General features: G+C 31.9%; 22 protein-coding genes, 1 tRNA gene and 2 pseudogenes. 18 read left to right on the top strand and 7 right to left on the bottom strand.

Features of this window, described 5'->3' with window-relative positions:
* Positions 1–82: 82 nt before the first annotated feature.
* The 9 genes from tnpA (AAHN00_RS08140) (at position 83) to AAHN00_RS08100 (ending at position 7315) form a co-directional block, all read left to right on the top strand.
* On the top strand, positions 83–514 hold the full coding sequence (gene tnpA, locus AAHN00_RS08140) for an IS200/IS605 family transposase (RefSeq protein ID WP_342270963.1): 432 nt from the start codon (positions 83–85) through the stop codon (positions 512–514).
* Between the two features lie 340 nt (positions 515–854).
* Positions 855–1304, top strand: coding sequence for a helix-turn-helix domain-containing protein (locus AAHN00_RS08135; protein ID WP_342270962.1), 450 nt, complete (start codon positions 855–857; stop codon positions 1302–1304).
* Entirely contained in the window at positions 1298–1858 is a 561-nt protein-coding gene (locus tag AAHN00_RS08130) for an IS630 family transposase (protein ID WP_342270961.1), read from the top strand. The genes AAHN00_RS08135 and AAHN00_RS08130 overlap by 7 nt, the downstream gene beginning before the upstream one ends.
* Positions 1859–2217: 359 nt before the next feature.
* The gene (locus tag AAHN00_RS08125; protein WP_342270960.1) at positions 2218–3126 is read left to right on the top strand and encodes an Rpn family recombination-promoting nuclease/putative transposase; all 909 of its coding nucleotides are present in this window, start codon (positions 2218–2220) and stop codon (positions 3124–3126) included.
* Positions 3127–3521: 395 nt separating this feature from the next.
* The gene (locus AAHN00_RS08120) at positions 3522–3731 is read left to right on the top strand and encodes a hypothetical protein (RefSeq protein WP_342270959.1); all 210 of its coding nucleotides are present in this window, start codon (positions 3522–3524) and stop codon (positions 3729–3731) included.
* Positions 3732–3757: 26 nt separating this feature from the next.
* On the top strand, positions 3758–4255 hold the full coding sequence (locus AAHN00_RS08115; RefSeq protein ID WP_342270958.1) for a hypothetical protein: 498 nt from the start codon (positions 3758–3760) through the stop codon (positions 4253–4255).
* Positions 4256–4293: 38 nt separating this feature from the next.
* The gene (locus tag AAHN00_RS08110) at positions 4294–5001 is read left to right on the top strand and encodes an IS6 family transposase (protein WP_342270905.1); all 708 of its coding nucleotides are present in this window, start codon (positions 4294–4296) and stop codon (positions 4999–5001) included.
* A 113-nt stretch (positions 5002–5114) separates the two neighbouring features.
* Positions 5115–6830: an autotransporter outer membrane beta-barrel domain-containing protein gene (locus tag AAHN00_RS08105; RefSeq protein ID WP_342270957.1), complete on the top strand. Its 1716-nt coding sequence runs from the start codon at positions 5115–5117 to the stop codon at positions 6828–6830.
* Between the two features lie 101 nt (positions 6831–6931).
* Positions 6932–7315, top strand: a complete 384-nt coding sequence (locus AAHN00_RS08100) for a transposase (protein ID WP_342270956.1) — start codon at positions 6932–6934, stop codon at positions 7313–7315.
* Positions 7316–7327: 12 nt separating this feature from the next.
* On the opposite strand, the gene AAHN00_RS08095 is transcribed toward AAHN00_RS08100, so the two are convergent.
* A complete protein-coding gene (locus AAHN00_RS08095; RefSeq protein ID WP_342270955.1) occupies positions 7328–7507 on the bottom strand; it encodes a hypothetical protein in 180 nt (59 codons plus the stop codon).
* A gap of 116 nt (positions 7508–7623) precedes the next feature.
* Between AAHN00_RS08095 and AAHN00_RS08090 the strand changes: the two genes are divergently transcribed.
* Together AAHN00_RS08090 and AAHN00_RS08085 are read left to right on the top strand one after the other, a co-directional pair.
* On the top strand, positions 7624–7962 hold the full coding sequence (locus AAHN00_RS08090) for a helix-turn-helix domain-containing protein (protein ID WP_342270954.1): 339 nt from the start codon (positions 7624–7626) through the stop codon (positions 7960–7962).
* Positions 7889–8380, top strand: coding sequence for a transposase (locus AAHN00_RS08085; RefSeq protein WP_342270953.1), 492 nt, complete (start codon positions 7889–7891; stop codon positions 8378–8380). Before AAHN00_RS08090 ends, AAHN00_RS08085 begins: the two co-directional genes overlap by 74 nt.
* On the opposite strand, the pseudogene AAHN00_RS08080 reads toward AAHN00_RS08085, so the two are convergent.
* Positions 8363–8470 (bottom strand): annotated as a pseudogene (locus tag AAHN00_RS08080) (DNA methyltransferase); the annotation flags it as partial. The gene AAHN00_RS08085 and the pseudogene AAHN00_RS08080 overlap by 18 nt on opposite strands.
* A gap of 226 nt (positions 8471–8696) precedes the next feature.
* Here AAHN00_RS08080 and AAHN00_RS08075 point away from each other — a divergent pair.
* Positions 8697–9299, top strand: a complete 603-nt coding sequence (locus tag AAHN00_RS08075) for a hypothetical protein (protein WP_342270952.1) — start codon at positions 8697–8699, stop codon at positions 9297–9299.
* 58 nt (positions 9300–9357) lie between these two features.
* On the opposite strand, the pseudogene tnpA (AAHN00_RS08070) reads toward AAHN00_RS08075, so the two are convergent.
* Positions 9358–9609: pseudogene (gene tnpA / locus AAHN00_RS08070) on the bottom strand (IS200/IS605 family transposase); the annotation flags it as partial.
* A gap of 290 nt (positions 9610–9899) precedes the next feature.
* On the opposite strand from tnpA (AAHN00_RS08070), the gene AAHN00_RS08065 reads away from it, so the two are divergent.
* The 5 genes from AAHN00_RS08065 to AAHN00_RS08045 all read left to right on the top strand — a co-directional run bounded on the left by AAHN00_RS08065 (position 9900) and on the right by AAHN00_RS08045 (position 13061).
* Complete coding sequence (locus AAHN00_RS08065; protein ID WP_250310741.1) at positions 9900–10133, top strand: hypothetical protein; 234 nt, start codon at positions 9900–9902, stop codon at positions 10131–10133.
* Positions 10134–10256: 123 nt separating this feature from the next.
* A complete protein-coding gene (locus AAHN00_RS08060; protein WP_342270937.1) occupies positions 10257–10547 on the top strand; it encodes a transposase in 291 nt (96 codons plus the stop codon).
* Positions 10505–11044 (top strand): IS3 family transposase, encoded by a 540-nt coding sequence (locus AAHN00_RS08055; protein ID WP_342272620.1) that lies wholly within the window; start codon positions 10505–10507, stop codon positions 11042–11044. Before AAHN00_RS08060 ends, AAHN00_RS08055 begins: the two co-directional genes overlap by 43 nt.
* 13 nt (positions 11045–11057) lie before the next feature.
* Positions 11058–11765 carry an IS6 family transposase gene (locus tag AAHN00_RS08050; protein ID WP_342270905.1) on the top strand — a complete coding sequence of 236 codons (708 nt, stop codon included), beginning with the start codon at positions 11058–11060 and terminating at the stop codon, positions 11763–11765.
* Between the two features lie 111 nt (positions 11766–11876).
* The gene (locus AAHN00_RS08045; RefSeq protein ID WP_342270912.1) at positions 11877–13061 is read left to right on the top strand and encodes an IS3 family transposase; all 1185 of its coding nucleotides are present in this window, start codon (positions 11877–11879) and stop codon (positions 13059–13061) included.
* Positions 13062–13111: 50 nt separating this feature from the next.
* On the opposite strand, the gene AAHN00_RS08040 is transcribed toward AAHN00_RS08045, so the two are convergent.
* The 4 genes from AAHN00_RS08040 to nth all read right to left on the bottom strand — a co-directional run bounded on the left by AAHN00_RS08040 (position 13112) and on the right by nth (position 15684).
* The gene (locus tag AAHN00_RS08040) at positions 13112–13282 is read right to left on the bottom strand and encodes a hypothetical protein (protein WP_342270951.1); all 171 of its coding nucleotides are present in this window, start codon (positions 13280–13282) and stop codon (positions 13112–13114) included.
* Between the two features lie 435 nt (positions 13283–13717).
* Positions 13718–14236 (bottom strand): transposase, encoded by a 519-nt coding sequence (locus AAHN00_RS08035; protein ID WP_342270950.1) that lies wholly within the window; start codon positions 14234–14236, stop codon positions 13718–13720.
* Positions 14237–14541: 305 nt separating this feature from the next.
* A tRNA-Ser gene (locus tag AAHN00_RS08030) sits at positions 14542–14629 on the bottom strand.
* A 416-nt stretch (positions 14630–15045) separates the two neighbouring features.
* Complete coding sequence (gene nth / locus AAHN00_RS08025) at positions 15046–15684, bottom strand: endonuclease III (protein WP_342270949.1); 639 nt, start codon at positions 15682–15684, stop codon at positions 15046–15048.
* Positions 15685–15734: 50 nt separating this feature from the next.
* Here nth and grxD point away from each other — a divergent pair, with 50 nt between their 5' ends.
* Positions 15735–16067, top strand: coding sequence for a Grx4 family monothiol glutaredoxin (gene grxD / locus AAHN00_RS08020; RefSeq protein WP_342260359.1), 333 nt, complete (start codon positions 15735–15737; stop codon positions 16065–16067).
* Positions 16068–16113 lie beyond the last annotated feature (46 nt).

Raw genomic sequence — 16113 nt, 5'->3', positions numbered from 1 at the left:
AAGGCTTGGCCTTTAGATTTAGTATAAAATAAAAAGTTATCATATATAACTTCTTTGGTTTGACGGTCAAAGGAGAAAATATATGACAAAATACGAAAGTTTAAATCATTCTAAATGGGATTGCAAATATCATATTGTGTTTATTCCAAAGTGTCGTAAAAAAGAATTGTACGGGAAGGTTAGAAAATATCTTGGGAACGTATTCCATGAGTTAGCTTTTCAACGTGGGAGCAAGATCATAGAGGGGCATATGGTACAAGATCATGTGCATATGCTCATCAAGATTCCTCCTAAATATTCTGTAGCTGAAGTAATAGGCTATATCAAGGGGAAAAGTGCTATAGCCGTTGCTAGGCAGTTTGGTGGACGAAAACGTAATTTTAATGGAGAAAAGTTGTGGGCTAGAGGTTATGCGGTCTCAACTGTAGGATTTGAAGAGAATCAGATCAAACACTACATTAAGAATCAAGAGCAACTTGATAGTTTAGGCTCTGACGAATCAGGAGAATTTTAATTAACAATGGCAGCCCTTTGGGCTGCTCATAACCGTCAAGCCCCTCGCTTTGCGAGGGCGTTCTGACTATTCCTCTACGAAAAACTTATTCCATATCCTAGTACTTACCATCCTTCTATGCCATATTTGGAATCGCTGGTAGTTTGGCAAGATAAAAACTATGAACAGAATATTATATTACCAAAACAACCTAAAATGGGTTATAATATCGGAGCTAGTGTACTAATACCAATTGCAATAATTAACGCAGTGTTATAAAATGGGTTTTTAACTGATAAAAGGTAATCAAATAGCTAGGTTAATATTACCGCAAGGTTTTGAAGGTCATGATTTTATAAAAATGATGAAACATGAGCCGCATGGTCGAAATCGTATACGTTTATTGGCGATGTATCACCTTCAATTAGGCAAATCTTTTAAAGCCATATCTGCAATAGTGAAGTCACACTGGAAAACTGTGCAATCATGGCTCAGAAGATTTAGGAATCATGGTTTTGAAGGATTATTTGAATCACAAAGAAGCGGTGCCCCTAGGAAGATTAACACTATACAAGAGTCTGCTCTTTTTGATAAAATCAATACGCTCAGTGAAAGTAAAACTGGTGGGTATATAACTGGAAAGGAACTACATATCATGTTACTTGAGGAATATGGTGCTAAATGTGCGTTAAAAACAGTCTACAATACTATGCACCGCCTTGGTTTTAGCTGGATTACTTCTCGTTCAATGCATCCAAAGTCAAATCAAGAGACTCAAAATACATATAAAAAAACTTTCCAGATATGTTAACAGAATTATTACCAAAAAATATCGATAGATGTAAAGTTGATATATGGTCTCAGGATGAAACTCGAGTTGGGCAACAAGGTAGCTTAACTCGTATATGGGCTAAGCGTGGCACTAGACCCCGTAAAGTTCGGCAACAGCAATTCATTTCAACATATATTTATGGAGCTGCTTGCCATGATACAGGAGAAGCTTTTGCATTAATTTTACCATATGCAAACACACAGGCAATGAATAAATTCTTAGAAGACCTTTCTCGCAGTATTCAAGGCAACCGACATATAGCTTTACTAACGGATAATGCAGGTTGGCACACAGCCAAAAAACTAACTGTGCCAAGCAATATCACTTTGATACCGCTTCCGCCCTATGCACCGGAACTTAATGCAATGGAACAAGTTTGGGAATGGATCAAGAATCATTACTTGTCTAACCAATGTTATGGTGTATATGAAGATATCGTCACTATGGCTTGTTACGCTTGGAATCAACTTGCTCATAATGTAGATTTAGTAAAATCAATTATGTATAGAGACTGGATAAATACACCGTGTTAATTATTGCAATTGGTATAACAGAAAAAGGTAATATTAAAGTATTTGTAGAATATAATTGTCACTTACAAAAAAAATACTCTAGCCATCAAGGTTCACTAAAATTAAAATTATTGTTCTAACAAAACTGTAGAAGCAGCGATATTAAGTTTAATATTCTAGCAAAACTTACGCTATGTTATTTCAAATGCGACTAAAAACCTTGGCTAGAAGGCATTTTTTTATAATGGAGGATTTTAATAAAACCCCAGTATTAAGACATTTGTCATAAAACATAGCGTAAGTTTTGCTAGTAGTTTATGAGTTTTATGGTATAATGAGTAATGCCACAAAACATTAACAACTATCAAAAATTACTATTTATGGCTATTACTAAATTTCTAGATCCTAAAAATGATGTTGCCTTTCGCCGTATATTTGGTTCGGAGAAGAATAAAGACATTCTGATTCATTTTATTAATGATGTATTGGAGCTTAAAAGCAGTGATAGAATTAAGGAAGTAATATTTTTGCCCACTATCCAAATACCGGAGATTGCTGCTAAAAAGCAGAGTGTAGTTGATGTGTTATGTAAAGATGAAAATGGAGTGCAGCTTATTATCGAGATGCAAGTATCTCCACAAGAAGGTTTTGAGAAGCGAGCTCAGTATTATGCAGCTAAAGCCTACTCAAGGCAGTTAAATAAAGGCAAGGAAGAAGGAGCTAGATATATAGATTTAAAATCGGTAATATTTATTGCTATTAGCGATAATATTATATTTAAAGACAAAGTATTCTATAAGTCTGATCATATTATTTTGGATAAAGATAGCTATGCCCATGATTTAAAGGATTTTTCTTTTACTTTTATAGAGCTACCGAAGTTTAAAATCACAGATATAAATTTACTGACCAACATAATAGAGAAGTGGTGTTATTTCTTTAAGCATGCAGATGAAACAAGTGAATCGGACTTACGTAAGATCATAGGATCAGATCAAGTAATAGAGAGAGCTTATGAAGAATTGAACCAGTTTAACTGGACGGAAGAAGAATTGTTAACTTATGAGCAAGAAACTAAACGTATCATGGATAATAAAGCAGCAGAAGATTACCTAATAGAAACTGCTAAAGCTGAAGGTAAAGCTGAAGGTAAAGCTGAAGGTAAAGCTGAAGGTAAAGCTGAACGAAATATTGAAGTAGCTAAAAACCTTAAGAAAGCAGGAGTGTCTACTGAAATAATCTCTCAGTCTACTGGTTTAACCAAAGAAGAAATCAAAAAGCTTGAATAGCAGCAATTCCAAATATGAGCTGGAAGCCTTGAAGTATCTGGTATCCAAAATAAACTTTTCGTAGAGAAAATATTAAAACAGTAGAGTTTTTCATATAAATCACTAAAATAATATCAGTATTAGTAATAAATATTGGTATAGAATTATGCACTCTAAAAAACATCTAAGTTTTACCGCAATAAGAAATATGATAGCCGAAAAGCTTGTGCAAATAAAGGATACAAGAGCGGCTAATAACAGTAATACTATAGTAGATACAGCGATTCCAAATATGTCATAGAAGGAAGGTAAGTAAAAGGATATGGAATAAGTTTTTCGTAGAGGAATAGTTAAAAAAGTAGTCAAAGTTGGATAAATTATCTAAGATAATATCAATATTATATTGGTATCAAGTTATGCATTCAAAGAAACATTTAAGTTTTAGTACAATCAGAAGTATGATTGCAGATAAATTTGCTGGTATAGAAGATAGAAGGGGTGTAAATAGTAGTAATAGTATAGCAGATATTATGTTATCTGGTTTGGCATCTATGTATTTTCAATCAGTATCTTTGCTAGAATTTCCCTATGTATCTATACATCTCATATTTGGAATTGCTGTTTAAATATTACTACTAAGGATCAAAATAAAATGACTAAAAGAAAATTTGATATTGCAAATATAGCTAACACCTCAAAAAAACAAAAAAATGATATAGACATTAACTTAGCAGAAGATGTTATTAAGTATTACTTAATGCCGTCGTTACAACATGTGTCAATAAGCAATATAATAATTACATTATGGAATCAAGTAGATATCAAATATCAAATAGTAAAATTATTCAACGAATATGAGGATGACTTTTATACAGACATTTATGAATTATTTTTGAAGATTGAAGATAAAGTATTAGATAAGGTATTACAATTATCTGTACCTGATCGTATAAGAAAAATTTTATCAAATATTATACATCCTACAGGGAAGGAAATATTTGGTTGGATTATGTATCAAGATCAATATATTTTTAATACTGGTTATTATGGTCATCAATATCCAAAATCCATAGCAATAAATTATATAGATGATTTAGTTTGGACAGCAAGAGGGATAATAGATGGTTCTGTCGCATATGTTGGACAATAGAAAAAAGATTGATATAATGATCTAAAAAAGATGTTAAGATGTTTCGTATTACTGCAAGATTATTATCATATTTCAAAGGATTTTGTTCTTCACCAGAAATAATAATGTTATTTGTCTATATGAAATGCCGATTTTCTTTAAGTTATCGAGATTTGGAAGAAATGATGAGTATAAGGGGAGCAAAAATTGATCACTCTACATTACAAAGATGGGTTATAAAATTTGTACCATTGATAGATCAGGTGGTTAGAAAAAGAAAGAAGCCAGTTGGTAGTAGTTGGAGAATGGATGAGACTTATATTAAATTAAACGGTAAATGGGTTTATTTATATAGAGCACTAGATAGTCTTGGTAATACTGTAGACTTTCTGCTACGTAAGCATAGAGACAAGCCTGCAGCACTTGCATTTTTTCGTAAAGCCTTTAGAGAGAATAATTTTCCTGAGAAAGTAGTAATTGATAAAAGCGGTAGTAATACGGCTGCTCTTAATGATTTGAATACAGAAGTTCCTAAAGATTATAAAATTAAGGTTATTCAGACCAAATACCTGAATAATCTTGTAGAACAAGATCATAGGTTTATCAAAAAACGTACAAAGCCAATGCTTGGTTTTAAGAGTTTTCATTCTGCAGAAATGACTATTACCGGTATAGAAAATATTCGTATGATGCAAAAAAGACAAATAATTGGAGCTAATGATAATCTTTCTACTTTTGAGAATTTTGCTATGTTAATGGCATCATAATGTCCAAAACCTTAGTTTTAACAATCTTGATGTAGTATGATTTATAGATGCGACAAAACCTCTTGCTGTAGCATGATTTATAGATGTGACAAAACCTTACAAAGGATTCAATAATGAGTTACAAACATCAATATTTATTTCTTACATGCGCTATATTGTTTATAACATTTAATGTTATTGCAATTACACCGGACAAGTCACCGCAAAAGCCAAAGTTATCGCACATATTAGTTAATCCAAAGGCTAAAAAAAAATTATTTCCCGCGTTTAATAATACTGTTGATCAGTCTCCTAAAAACTATGAGTGTGAGAAATTGCTAAATCATGAAAATCAATTACATAACATGTTACTACAGAATGAAAGGCTAGCTAAAACTTCAATGGCATTGAAAAATTTATTGGATAATTATAGAGTAGTGCAAGGAATGAAAGATCAAAGTACTGATACTAGAGATCTAGTATTATTAGATGATGCATTGGATAATGATAAAGCAGTGCAAGGAATGAAAGATCAAAGTACTGATACTAGAGATCTAGTATTATTAGATGATGCATTGGATAATGATAAAGCAGTGCAAGGAATGAAAGATCAAAGTACTGATACTAGAGATCTAGTATTATTAGATGATGCATTGGATAATGATAAAGCAGTGCAAGGAATGAAAGATCAAAGTACTGATACTAGAGATCTAGTATTATTAGATGATGCATTGGATAATGATAGCATCGTAAAATTAGAGAGAGAAAAATATGAAAATGTTGATGTTACAGTAGGTAATATGGAAGAAAATAACCAACTATCAGGATTATCAACAGAATTGGCTATAAATCGTGATCTAAACCAGTTAAGGTTATTAGAGAGTATAAATCAGTTCAAAGCAAATTATGAAGCAACGATGATATCACTAAGGATGCATCATCAAGCCATTCAGAGTAGGGTGATGAAATTAAATGATGAAATTGCTAGAGCGGTAGCGGCTGGTGATGAGAAGACTGCTGGATTTGGTATTTGGGGAAGCAGTGGTTTTGCTGTTAGCAAACAAGGGCGATTAGCAGATATAGCATCATATAAAGCTAAAATGCTAGCAGTGATAATAGGAGTTGACATAGAGTTAAATGATAATGATAAAGATATATTAGGTATTGCCTACAGCAATGTTCGTTCAATGTTAAGATTTAGTGAAGCTTTAGGTAAAAGTCGTATTAATTCGCACGTAGTTAGTATATACTCGCAAAAAGATTTGGGTAGAAATGTTTTTTTACAATCAGTGGGTTCAATATCAGGTAGCACGATAAAAAAGAGAATGCATGTAGAAAAAAAGGGTAAGTCTTATACTGATAGTATAAGAGTGGAAGGGAATGTAAGTTATCGTCATGCATGTACAAGTGGTATACAGTTAGTTCCGACCATTGGTCTAAGGTACTGTCATATGCAGGGTGGTCTATATCATGAACAAGGACCATATAACTATTTTCTAAAGGTTTCAGGGAAATATAAGAAAGTATTAAGTGGTACTATTGGTAGTACAGTAATATTAAATGCTATAGATATTAATCCGCACCTTAAAGTAATTCCAACATTACAAGGAAGTATAGAAAGAAGTTTCTTAGCAAGAAGTAATGAAGTAGTAGGTATATTTACAAGTAATGAGAGAGTTTCTCAAGAGATTAAGATAGATATGCCAAGAGCATCAAGGTTAGGGTACAACATAGGTGCTGGGATAATCGTCCAAAGTAATAATATTAAGCTACAGTTCAGTTACAACTATCATATACAAAAAAAATATAAGGCGCATGAGGGAGTGGTAAAACTTAAATTGTCTTTATAGTAGGATAAGAGGCATTGTTCGGAAGGGTAGGAAATAATAATTTCAAGTATTTATTTTTTTGAACTATAATTGTAAGGATCTAATATTTAGAAGCTGGAAAAATGCCACATAAAGAAAGAGTTAAACTAGGTGTAGCAAGAAAAAGAGAAAAGCCAAAATATAAAGTTATAAACTGGACTCAATATAACCAAAGTTTAAGAAAGAGAGGAATGATTAGTCTTTATTTTCCTAAGGGAGATATAAAATCTCTCTTTATCAATGAGATGCCATACATTAAAGGAGAATCTGGAAGGCTACCTACATATTTCACACCATATGTTCAGTTTATTTATACCTTATATCGCTTATTTGTCTGGGGACAAAGGCAAATAACTGGTTATCTTGAGGATCTTTGGAAAAGCAAAAATCTTGATATAGCAGTTCCGAGTTTTGGTCATTTGTGTGATTTATTTGCTAATGTACAGCATAATCCCTTAAGCTATTGACATTTAGTATTATTAATAGTAATAAGATATAAGTAAATAAAATTTTATTGTCCCACTTTGGGAGAAAAACCCCGCACTTGCAGTGCGTCGTTTCAACATAAATTTTAAATATCTTATCAAGAAAAGATAAGATAAGATATTTTTTAACAAAATCTTACACTTCACAGATATATTCTTTTTGTGTTGTGACACTTTCTAAATGAGCCATACACAAATAGTTTCTAACTTTTAAGTTAGTACATACATGAGGCATTCATGCCGTAATATTAAGCTCTGCACTTGCAGTGCAGAGTGGTTAACTACTAGAAATGAGTAAGCCATATCCGTATGAACTAAGAATAAGAGCCTTAAATCTAATAGAGGAAGGATTAAGTATAACTAAGGTTAAAAAATCACTTAATATTTCAAGGCAAACCTTGCATAAGTGGATAGATATAAAAAAAGGAACAGGTGATATAAAACCTAAGGAGAATTATCAAAAAGGTCACAGTATTAAGATAACCGACATAAAAGAGTTTATCGATAATAATAAAGATAAGAGCTTAAAAGAGCTTGCTAAAGTATCAGGAAAATATGCACCTACTACTATTTGGAGAGCTATTCAAAAATTGGGTTACACATATAAAAAAAACTTTTATTCATCCTAAAAGAGATGAGAATTCAAGGACTGAATTTATAGAGAAAATAAAAGATACAGCACTAAAAGATATAGTATATTTAGACGAATCTGGCATAGAGGATAATGCATGTCTTATAAATGGATGGAGCAAAAAGGGAACAAGATGTTATGGTAAGAAAATATTTCAACATAAAAGAAGGGTGTCTATGATAGCTGCTCTTTGTAATAAAGATATTATTGCCCCTTTAGTCTTTGAAGGAAGTTGTAATAGTGAGCTATTTGAAACTTATGTAAGAGATTTTTTGATAAAAGAATTAAAGCAAGGGCAAGTAGTAGTAATGGACAATATTAACTTTCATAAAAGAAAAAAGATAGAAGAGTTAATAAAATCCGTGGGAGCTAGTATGATTTATAGATGCGACAAAACCATAATTATTTACTCCTGAAGGAATATATTTAATTAATTTATCAACAATTTTTCTTTTACCACCAACCCATTGGATGAATGGTGGTGTTTTTTCTATAGTTACTGACATGAAGTTATTTACTAAATATTCTACTATAGATTATAGTAAAAAATAAGGTTAAATGCTAGAAAAATTGCTAATTTTAAGGCTTTTTTCTATATTTAATATAAAAATACTATATTCATTAAATCCTAGCTGTCTCATTTATACAGCTGTTTATTATATTGTGCAAAAATCTATTAAAAAGCTTGGAAAATCCTCTGTACTTCTAGGAATCGTGGTGATATCTGTGTGAATGATGCTACGTGGTGTAGTGTCAAACACAGAGGTTAAATTAAAAAGACAAAATTTTAATCCTTTAACCTCTGTGACACCTATTTTCACAACCGAAAACGGTAAGAGGTATGCTATGACAATTAATAATGAAAATCAACAACAAGATAACAATAAAATAGAAAATTCTATAGAAAAAAACTGGATTTTACAGCTAGCTCCCACAACTGTCACATTAATACCATCAGATCAAGCTGGTCAAATAGCTCCACAAGGAAATTATGCTGATATTATTAGATATAGAGAAATACAACTAGAATTGCAAGAAACACAAAATAAACTAAAAATAGATGAATTAATAAGAATAGATGAATTAATAAGAATAGATTTAATTCGTAATATTGGTCATAGTATAGAAATACCTTGCAGTGGAATTTTTGCTTTAATAACCGTTCTGTATGAAGTAGAGCAAGATACAGAGAGAAAGCATTACCTAAAAACTATAGTAAATTGTGCTGAAAGATTACTTGATTATTCTCATCATGTTCTTGAGTTTTTAAGAAAAAATGCTGCATTAACTGCTATAACTCTAGAAAAATTTAACATAAAGGAATTAGTCAGTTAACCACTCTGCACTGCAAGTGCAGAGCTTAATATTACGGCATAAATGTCTTTAGCCTCAGCTAATTTTCAACTTGAAAGTCTCCCACAGCATCATCTTTACCTTCATGCTTTTCTATGTAGGCTTTGATCATCTGATCTGTGACATTACCTGTAGTTCTTACAAAATATCCTGTAGCCCATAAATGCTTACCCCAATATCTCTTTTTTAATTCCGGAAATTCTTGCTGAATCTTTCTAGAACTCTTACCTTTCAAATATTGTACCAGCTTGCTGACACTTTGATATGGAGGTATTGATACGTATACTTGCAGCAAAACTGCGTAACACTATCTAATTTTTTTGCTAGTATGAATTTATTGTATAAATTTGGGTTTCTACTATGCAAATATCACCGATTAATCAAAACTTACGCTATGTTTTATGATAAGTGGCTTTGTACTGAGATATTATTAAAATTCTTTACTATGAAAAAATGGCTTTCAGCCAAGGTTTTTAGTCATACTTGAGATAACATAGCGTAAGTTTTGTAATAAAAACTAGTTGAAAAAGTACCAATTATATTATAACATTTGAAATATTAATAATAATGATAATTAATCAAATGAAAAAACCAAAAGTAGCGACCTTAAGTGCTGAAGAACGAGAAGAACTAATACAACATGTCAAGGAAAGTTCATTAACGGGAGATGAACAGCAAACGATAGTAGAACTTGTGAAATTTTGTAATGAGCTAATAGACAAGCTAGCATCATCAAATATCAGTATAAATAAGCTTAAGGAAATGCTGATTGGTTTTAAGGCAGATAACAAAAAAAAGATAGTTCAGATTCATTAAAAGAACCGCCAAGTGAATCTGATAACGGGAATGGTGGTAATGAAGAAGAGTGCGATAAGTGATGTGGTTATAGTTTTCCGGACAGTTAATAGGAGACAATATTAACAGAAAGGAAGTACAAAAATGACTAATAGCAAACCAAAGGTTTATCCGGCTGAATTTAAAGAGTCAGCAGTTAAATTAGCAATTGAGTCCAAGCGACCTGTGTCACAAACAGCTAAAGAGTTAGGTATTACTAGAAATACTCTATATACTTGGGTAGATAAATATTCCAAACCTAAAGAATCAATAATGCGAACAGATGAACATCTCTATGATGAATTAAAAAGATTAAAGAAAGATTTAGCTAGGGTAACGCAGGAGCGTGATCTATTAAAAAAGGCTGCCGCGTACTTTGCGAAAGAGTCCCAATAAAGTACGCATGGATAAAGAAGCATAAAGGTGATTTTTCAACTGCGATTATGTGCAAATTTATGAAAGTATCACGTAGTGGCTATTATGAATGGTTAACTACCCCTGAATGCAATAGGGACAAAGAAGATAATGCTTTAACCTGTAAGATTAAAACAATTTTTCAAGAAGGTAGAAGGAATTATGGATCTAGACCCATTAAAAAGGAACTATCTAGACACGGTATAATTGTTAGTCGGAAGCGGATTGCAAGGCTAATGAATGAAGCTGGTTTAGTATGTAAAAGCAAACATAAATTTAAAGCAACTACTGATTCTAGTCATAATAAGCAAGTTGCTCCTAATTTATTGGATAGAAAGTTCAAGGTCTATGCTGCTAATTGTTATTGGGTTGGGGACATCACATATGTTCCAACTGAAGAAGGTTGGCTGTACTTAGCAACCGTTATGGTTCTGTCGCATATGTTGGACAATAGAAAAAAGATTGATATAATGATCTAAAAAAGATGTTAAGATGTTTCGTATTACTGCAAGATTATTATCATATTTCAAAGGATTTTGTTCTTCACCAGAAATAATAATGTTATTTGTCTATATGAAATGCCGATTTTCTTTAAGTTATCGAGATTTGGAAGAAATGATGAGTATAAGGGGAGCAAAAATTGATCACTCTACATTACAAAGATGGGTTATAAAATTTGTACCATTGATAGATCAGGTGGTTAGAAAAAGAAAGAAGCCAGTTGGTAGTAGTTGGAGAATGGATGAGACTTATATTAAATTAAACGGTAAATGGGTTTATTTATATAGAGCACTAGATAGTCTTGGTAATACTGTAGACTTTCTGCTACGTAAGCATAGAGACAAGCCTGCAGCACTTGCATTTTTTCGTAAAGCCTTTAGAGAGAATAATTTTCCTGAGAAAGTAGTAATTGATAAAAGCGGTAGTAATACGGCTGCTCTTAATGATTTGAATACAGAAGTTCCTAAAGATTATAAAATTAAGGTTATTCAGACCAAATACCTGAATAATCTTGTAGAACAAGATCATAGGTTTATCAAAAAACGTACAAAGCCAATGCTTGGTTTTAAGAGTTTTCATTCTGCAGAAATGACTATTACCGGTATAGAAAATATTCGTATGATGCAAAAAAGACAAATAATTGGAGCTAATGATAATCTTTCTACTTTTGAGAATTTTGCTATGTTAATGGCATCATAATGTCCAAAACCTTAGTTTTAACAATCTTGATGTAGTATGATTTATAGATGCGACAAAACCTTTTTGTTTCTCAATAAGTATAGAATAATAAATAAAATTAAAGAGAAACAAATGGGTAAAAAACAAATTAAAAATTTTAGTGCAGAAGCAAAAACTAAAATAGTATTAGAGATGTTAAAAGAAGAATCAACAATAGGTCAGTTATCGGTCAAATATGAAGTAACGGCTAAAACTATGCAAAACTGGAAACGACAATTTTTAGATAATGCGTCATTGGCATTTGAGCCAGCAAAAGCTGTTAGTGAGTACAAAGGGCAGATTAGTGAACTTAAGAATCAAAACGATGAACTTGCAAAAGCATTAGGTAAGGCTACAGTCGAGAGGGACTGGGCGGTGGGAAAGCTAAACAGCTTGGACTTATCAAATAAGAAAAGTCTTGTCGACCCCAAGCTGAGTACGTTAGCAAAGACAAGGCAATGTGAACTATTAAAGATAAGCAGATCTGGAGTATATTATAAAGCTAAAGTAATGAGCTTATATAATCTTGATATTTTAAATAGAATAGATGAAATATATACGGATAACCCTGAGTATGGTTATCGTTATATATACAAACAATTATTGGAAGACGGCTTTAATGTGGGCAGAGATAGGGTGCTTAAATATATGGGAATAATGGGTATAGAAGCTATTCATCCTCATAAAAAGCAATCTACTTCTGTGAAGGATGGTCAACATAAAATTTATAGCTATTTGCTTGAGCCGTACTGGCACAAATCAGGAACGAATAGAACTATTCATGTACCTTATGTTAATCAAGTGTGGAGTGGTGACATTACTTATATTAGAACTAACGGAGGATTTATGTATCTTGTGGCGATTATAGATTGGCATAGTAAGGCAATACTAAGTTATAAAGTATCTAATTCTATGGATGCATCACTTGTAACCGATGTATTAAAAGATGCACTGAATAAATACCCTGCACCACAAATATTCAATAGTGATCAGGGTAGTCAATATACTGGACATGAGCATACGGGAATTCTAAAAGAGAATAATATACAAATCTCAATGAACGGTAAGGGTAGAAGCATTGATAATATTGTGATTGAAAGATTTTTTAGAACTTTAAAATATAATTGTATATTTATAAATGATTTTAAAAATATCGCAGAACTTAAAGATGGTATTGATAAATACATGGATAAATATAACAATCAAAGATTCCATTCAAGTATTGGTTATAAAAAACCGATGAACGTGTATCTTGATTACTTACAAAATGCAGCTTAAAAATTATGTAAAATGGGAAACAAAATTAGTGAAAAATTTGTCTTGAAAAATCAGTCCAGTTTCTCACTTGCTAATATTTTCTCAACTATTTGCTTCTTTAGCTGTTGAAATAAACCATCTCGACCAAATAACTCCGATGGATCTGCTTTTGATAATAATTCTTCTACTAGCTGATTACTGATGTCTAATGTATCTTTATCTGTATCTAATTTTTTAGCCATAATTCCTCCTTGCTTGCTTAAGTTACTTTTTTTACAGTAATCTCTTACTGCTTTCTTTGCAACTTACACAAACTATAGGACAGACTCAGATAAAATTTTATACTCAATAACAACCAGCTGAAGCTGGTGGGTTGATATCTAGACTGGAAGTCGCTATTACTCTAAAGAGATATTACTAATGCCTGTGCTATCTCTCTGATCCTAATTCTTATAAGTTACCCTGCAATACTTTGTAGCGATATTTAGTGATCCAAACAACATGAAAGCGATGGTAAAATACAGTGTGGCTAGTCTTGTGATAATCTGTCATATATGATATTTTAATATACATAAGAGCAAGCTCTTCATGTATATTAAAATATCATATATTCAAGTTATAGTGAATTGAAATATTAGAACAAGGACTGAAGTCTTTCCCAGCTGAAGCTGGGGGTTTTAACCAAAAAGGTGACTATAAACATCATGTGGGTGCTTGATATTCTTAATTTGTACCGTTGTATCAGCAATTATCAATTCCAAATCTTTTTTTTTAATTGTGTTAGTTCTTATTCCAACTCTTATCAACTCTGCTAATATCTCGTTATATCCAGATTCACCTAATAAATTACGAAATCTTCTTATGCTAGTTTCCGACATCGCTATATCTGTTTCTATATATTCCCACCCACAGAAATATTGCCAATACATGTTTTCTTTTAGTTCTTCCTCTGCTAATGAATCTGAAAAATTATACATTGCTTGTAGCATCGTTACACCAAGCATCACTCTATGACATTTTCTATTTCTACCAAATCTCTTAATAGAAACATTTTTTGATAACCATTCTTCTAGACCAGACCAATTTATTAATTCTCTTAATTTATATAGCTTATTATTTGAGTTTAATTCTTCTTTTAATTTATAACCAAAAAGTTTTCCTTGTTTTTGTGATTTGATAATATTTTCTATTGGCATATTGACTGAAATCCATAAGGTTTATTAGCATATTTTAACATTTTCTTATGGATTTCTTTATTATTTTCTGCCATTAAACCCTATTATCTATAAGACTTATAGAGTTTTGCCGGACAGACTAAATACTGCAGGCACTCCTTTTTGACAATCCTTTTATCTATTACTATTTCATCTATATCTTATCCCGAACTGACGTAAAATGATAAATTTCGTATTTCAGAACCTCAAACTGAGGGGTAAAAAACTTGAGACCTCTCTACGTTTCCCGTTCGATATTTTTGAAAAAACAACAACTTGTACAAAAATGGCGGAGAGGAGGGGATTTGAACCCCTGACACGTTACCGTGAACACGCTTTCCAGGCGAGTGCCTTAAACCACTCGGCCACCTCTCCATCTATGGGAATTCAGAATAACAAGTTACATCGAATTCAGTATTATATATAGAAACAATCAGGTTTGAAGTGGCTGCCCACCTGATTGTTAAAATATAATACTCCATTCAATATGTGATTTTAATAATTAAAATCACATATTGAATGATGAAAAAAGTTAAAATGCACCCGCAGAAGCACTCCAAGAGTGCATTTTTCCTTATAAATAACAAAGCAAGTATCGATATAAGAATTATTAATTCTTATATCGAACTAAGGTTACGTAAGCAATAGGTTTGGTATACTATTCGTCTTTAAAGTGTTAGCATTGTCTTACTATCGGGACTTTGCGTACTCACATACTAAATATACGATTAGTTAACTTGTCACTCGTACTCCTAGGCAATTCTTTAAAGCAGAAGTGTATCTACAGTTTGCTACTTCAGAAAATTATTAGCATAATACTCACAATATTCTTTAACTGAGCAAGCAGGGCAATTTGGTACTCGTGCTTTGCAAATATACCTACCAAGCAATATCAACCAGTGATGAGCATGTTGTAACCATTTTTTATCGATAACTTTAACTAATTCAAGTTCTACTTTTTTGGGAGTATTACTATTTGCCAGTCCTAATCTTTTAGAAACTCTAAATACATGCGTATCAACTGCGATAGTTGACTTACCAAAGAGGCAATTCAATACTACATTAGCAGTTTTTCTTCCGACACCTGGCAATTTAATTAAGTCATCAAAATTGTTAGGTACTTTGCTGTCATACTTATCTATCAAAATTCGACAAAGTGCAACAATATTTTTTGCTTTGGTTATAAATAAACCTATTGATCTTATATAGGTTCTTACCCCTTCTTCCCCGAGCTCTAATATTTTTTCTGGTGTATTATACTTCACAAACAATAATCTAGTTGCTTTATTAACTGAAACATCAGTTGCTTGTGCGGATAATATCACCGCTACTAATAGAGTAAAATTATTCACATATTCTAGTTCCGTTCGGGGAGTAGGATTATTTTGGCTTAAAATTTCAAAAATTTTATCAACTATTTGAGCTTGCATAATATAACATTTAAGAGTAAAAGAAGTTATAATTTTTATCAGGTTTAGGAATGTTAGAGAATAGAAATTTTGATTTTATAAAAAATGAAATTGCTAATCATGATATTGTATTATTTATGAAAGGCACTGCCAATTTTCCTCAATGTGGTTTTTCTGCTACCGTTGTTTCTATCTTAAAAAAACTTGGCGTAGAATTTCGTGATATTAATGTTTTAACCGATCCTAGCTTACGTGAAGATATCAAATCTTTCAGTGATTGGCCTACCATACCACAGCTTTATATAAAAGGGGAATTGATAGGTGGCTGCGATATAGTACGTGAGATGTATGAAAACGGTGACCTTGTTTCATTATTAAAAAATAAACATATAATATCTAAGTAACCTCAATTAGATATAAGAATATTTATCTTATATCTAATTGCCTTAT

The sequence above is a fragment of the Candidatus Tisiphia endosymbiont of Parasteatoda lunata genome, assembly GCF_964030955.1.
GTDB lineage: Bacteria > Pseudomonadota > Alphaproteobacteria > Rickettsiales > Rickettsiaceae > Tisiphia.
The sequence above is the reverse complement of the archived record's forward strand: the minus strand, read 5'-3'. Positions and strand labels throughout refer to the sequence as shown.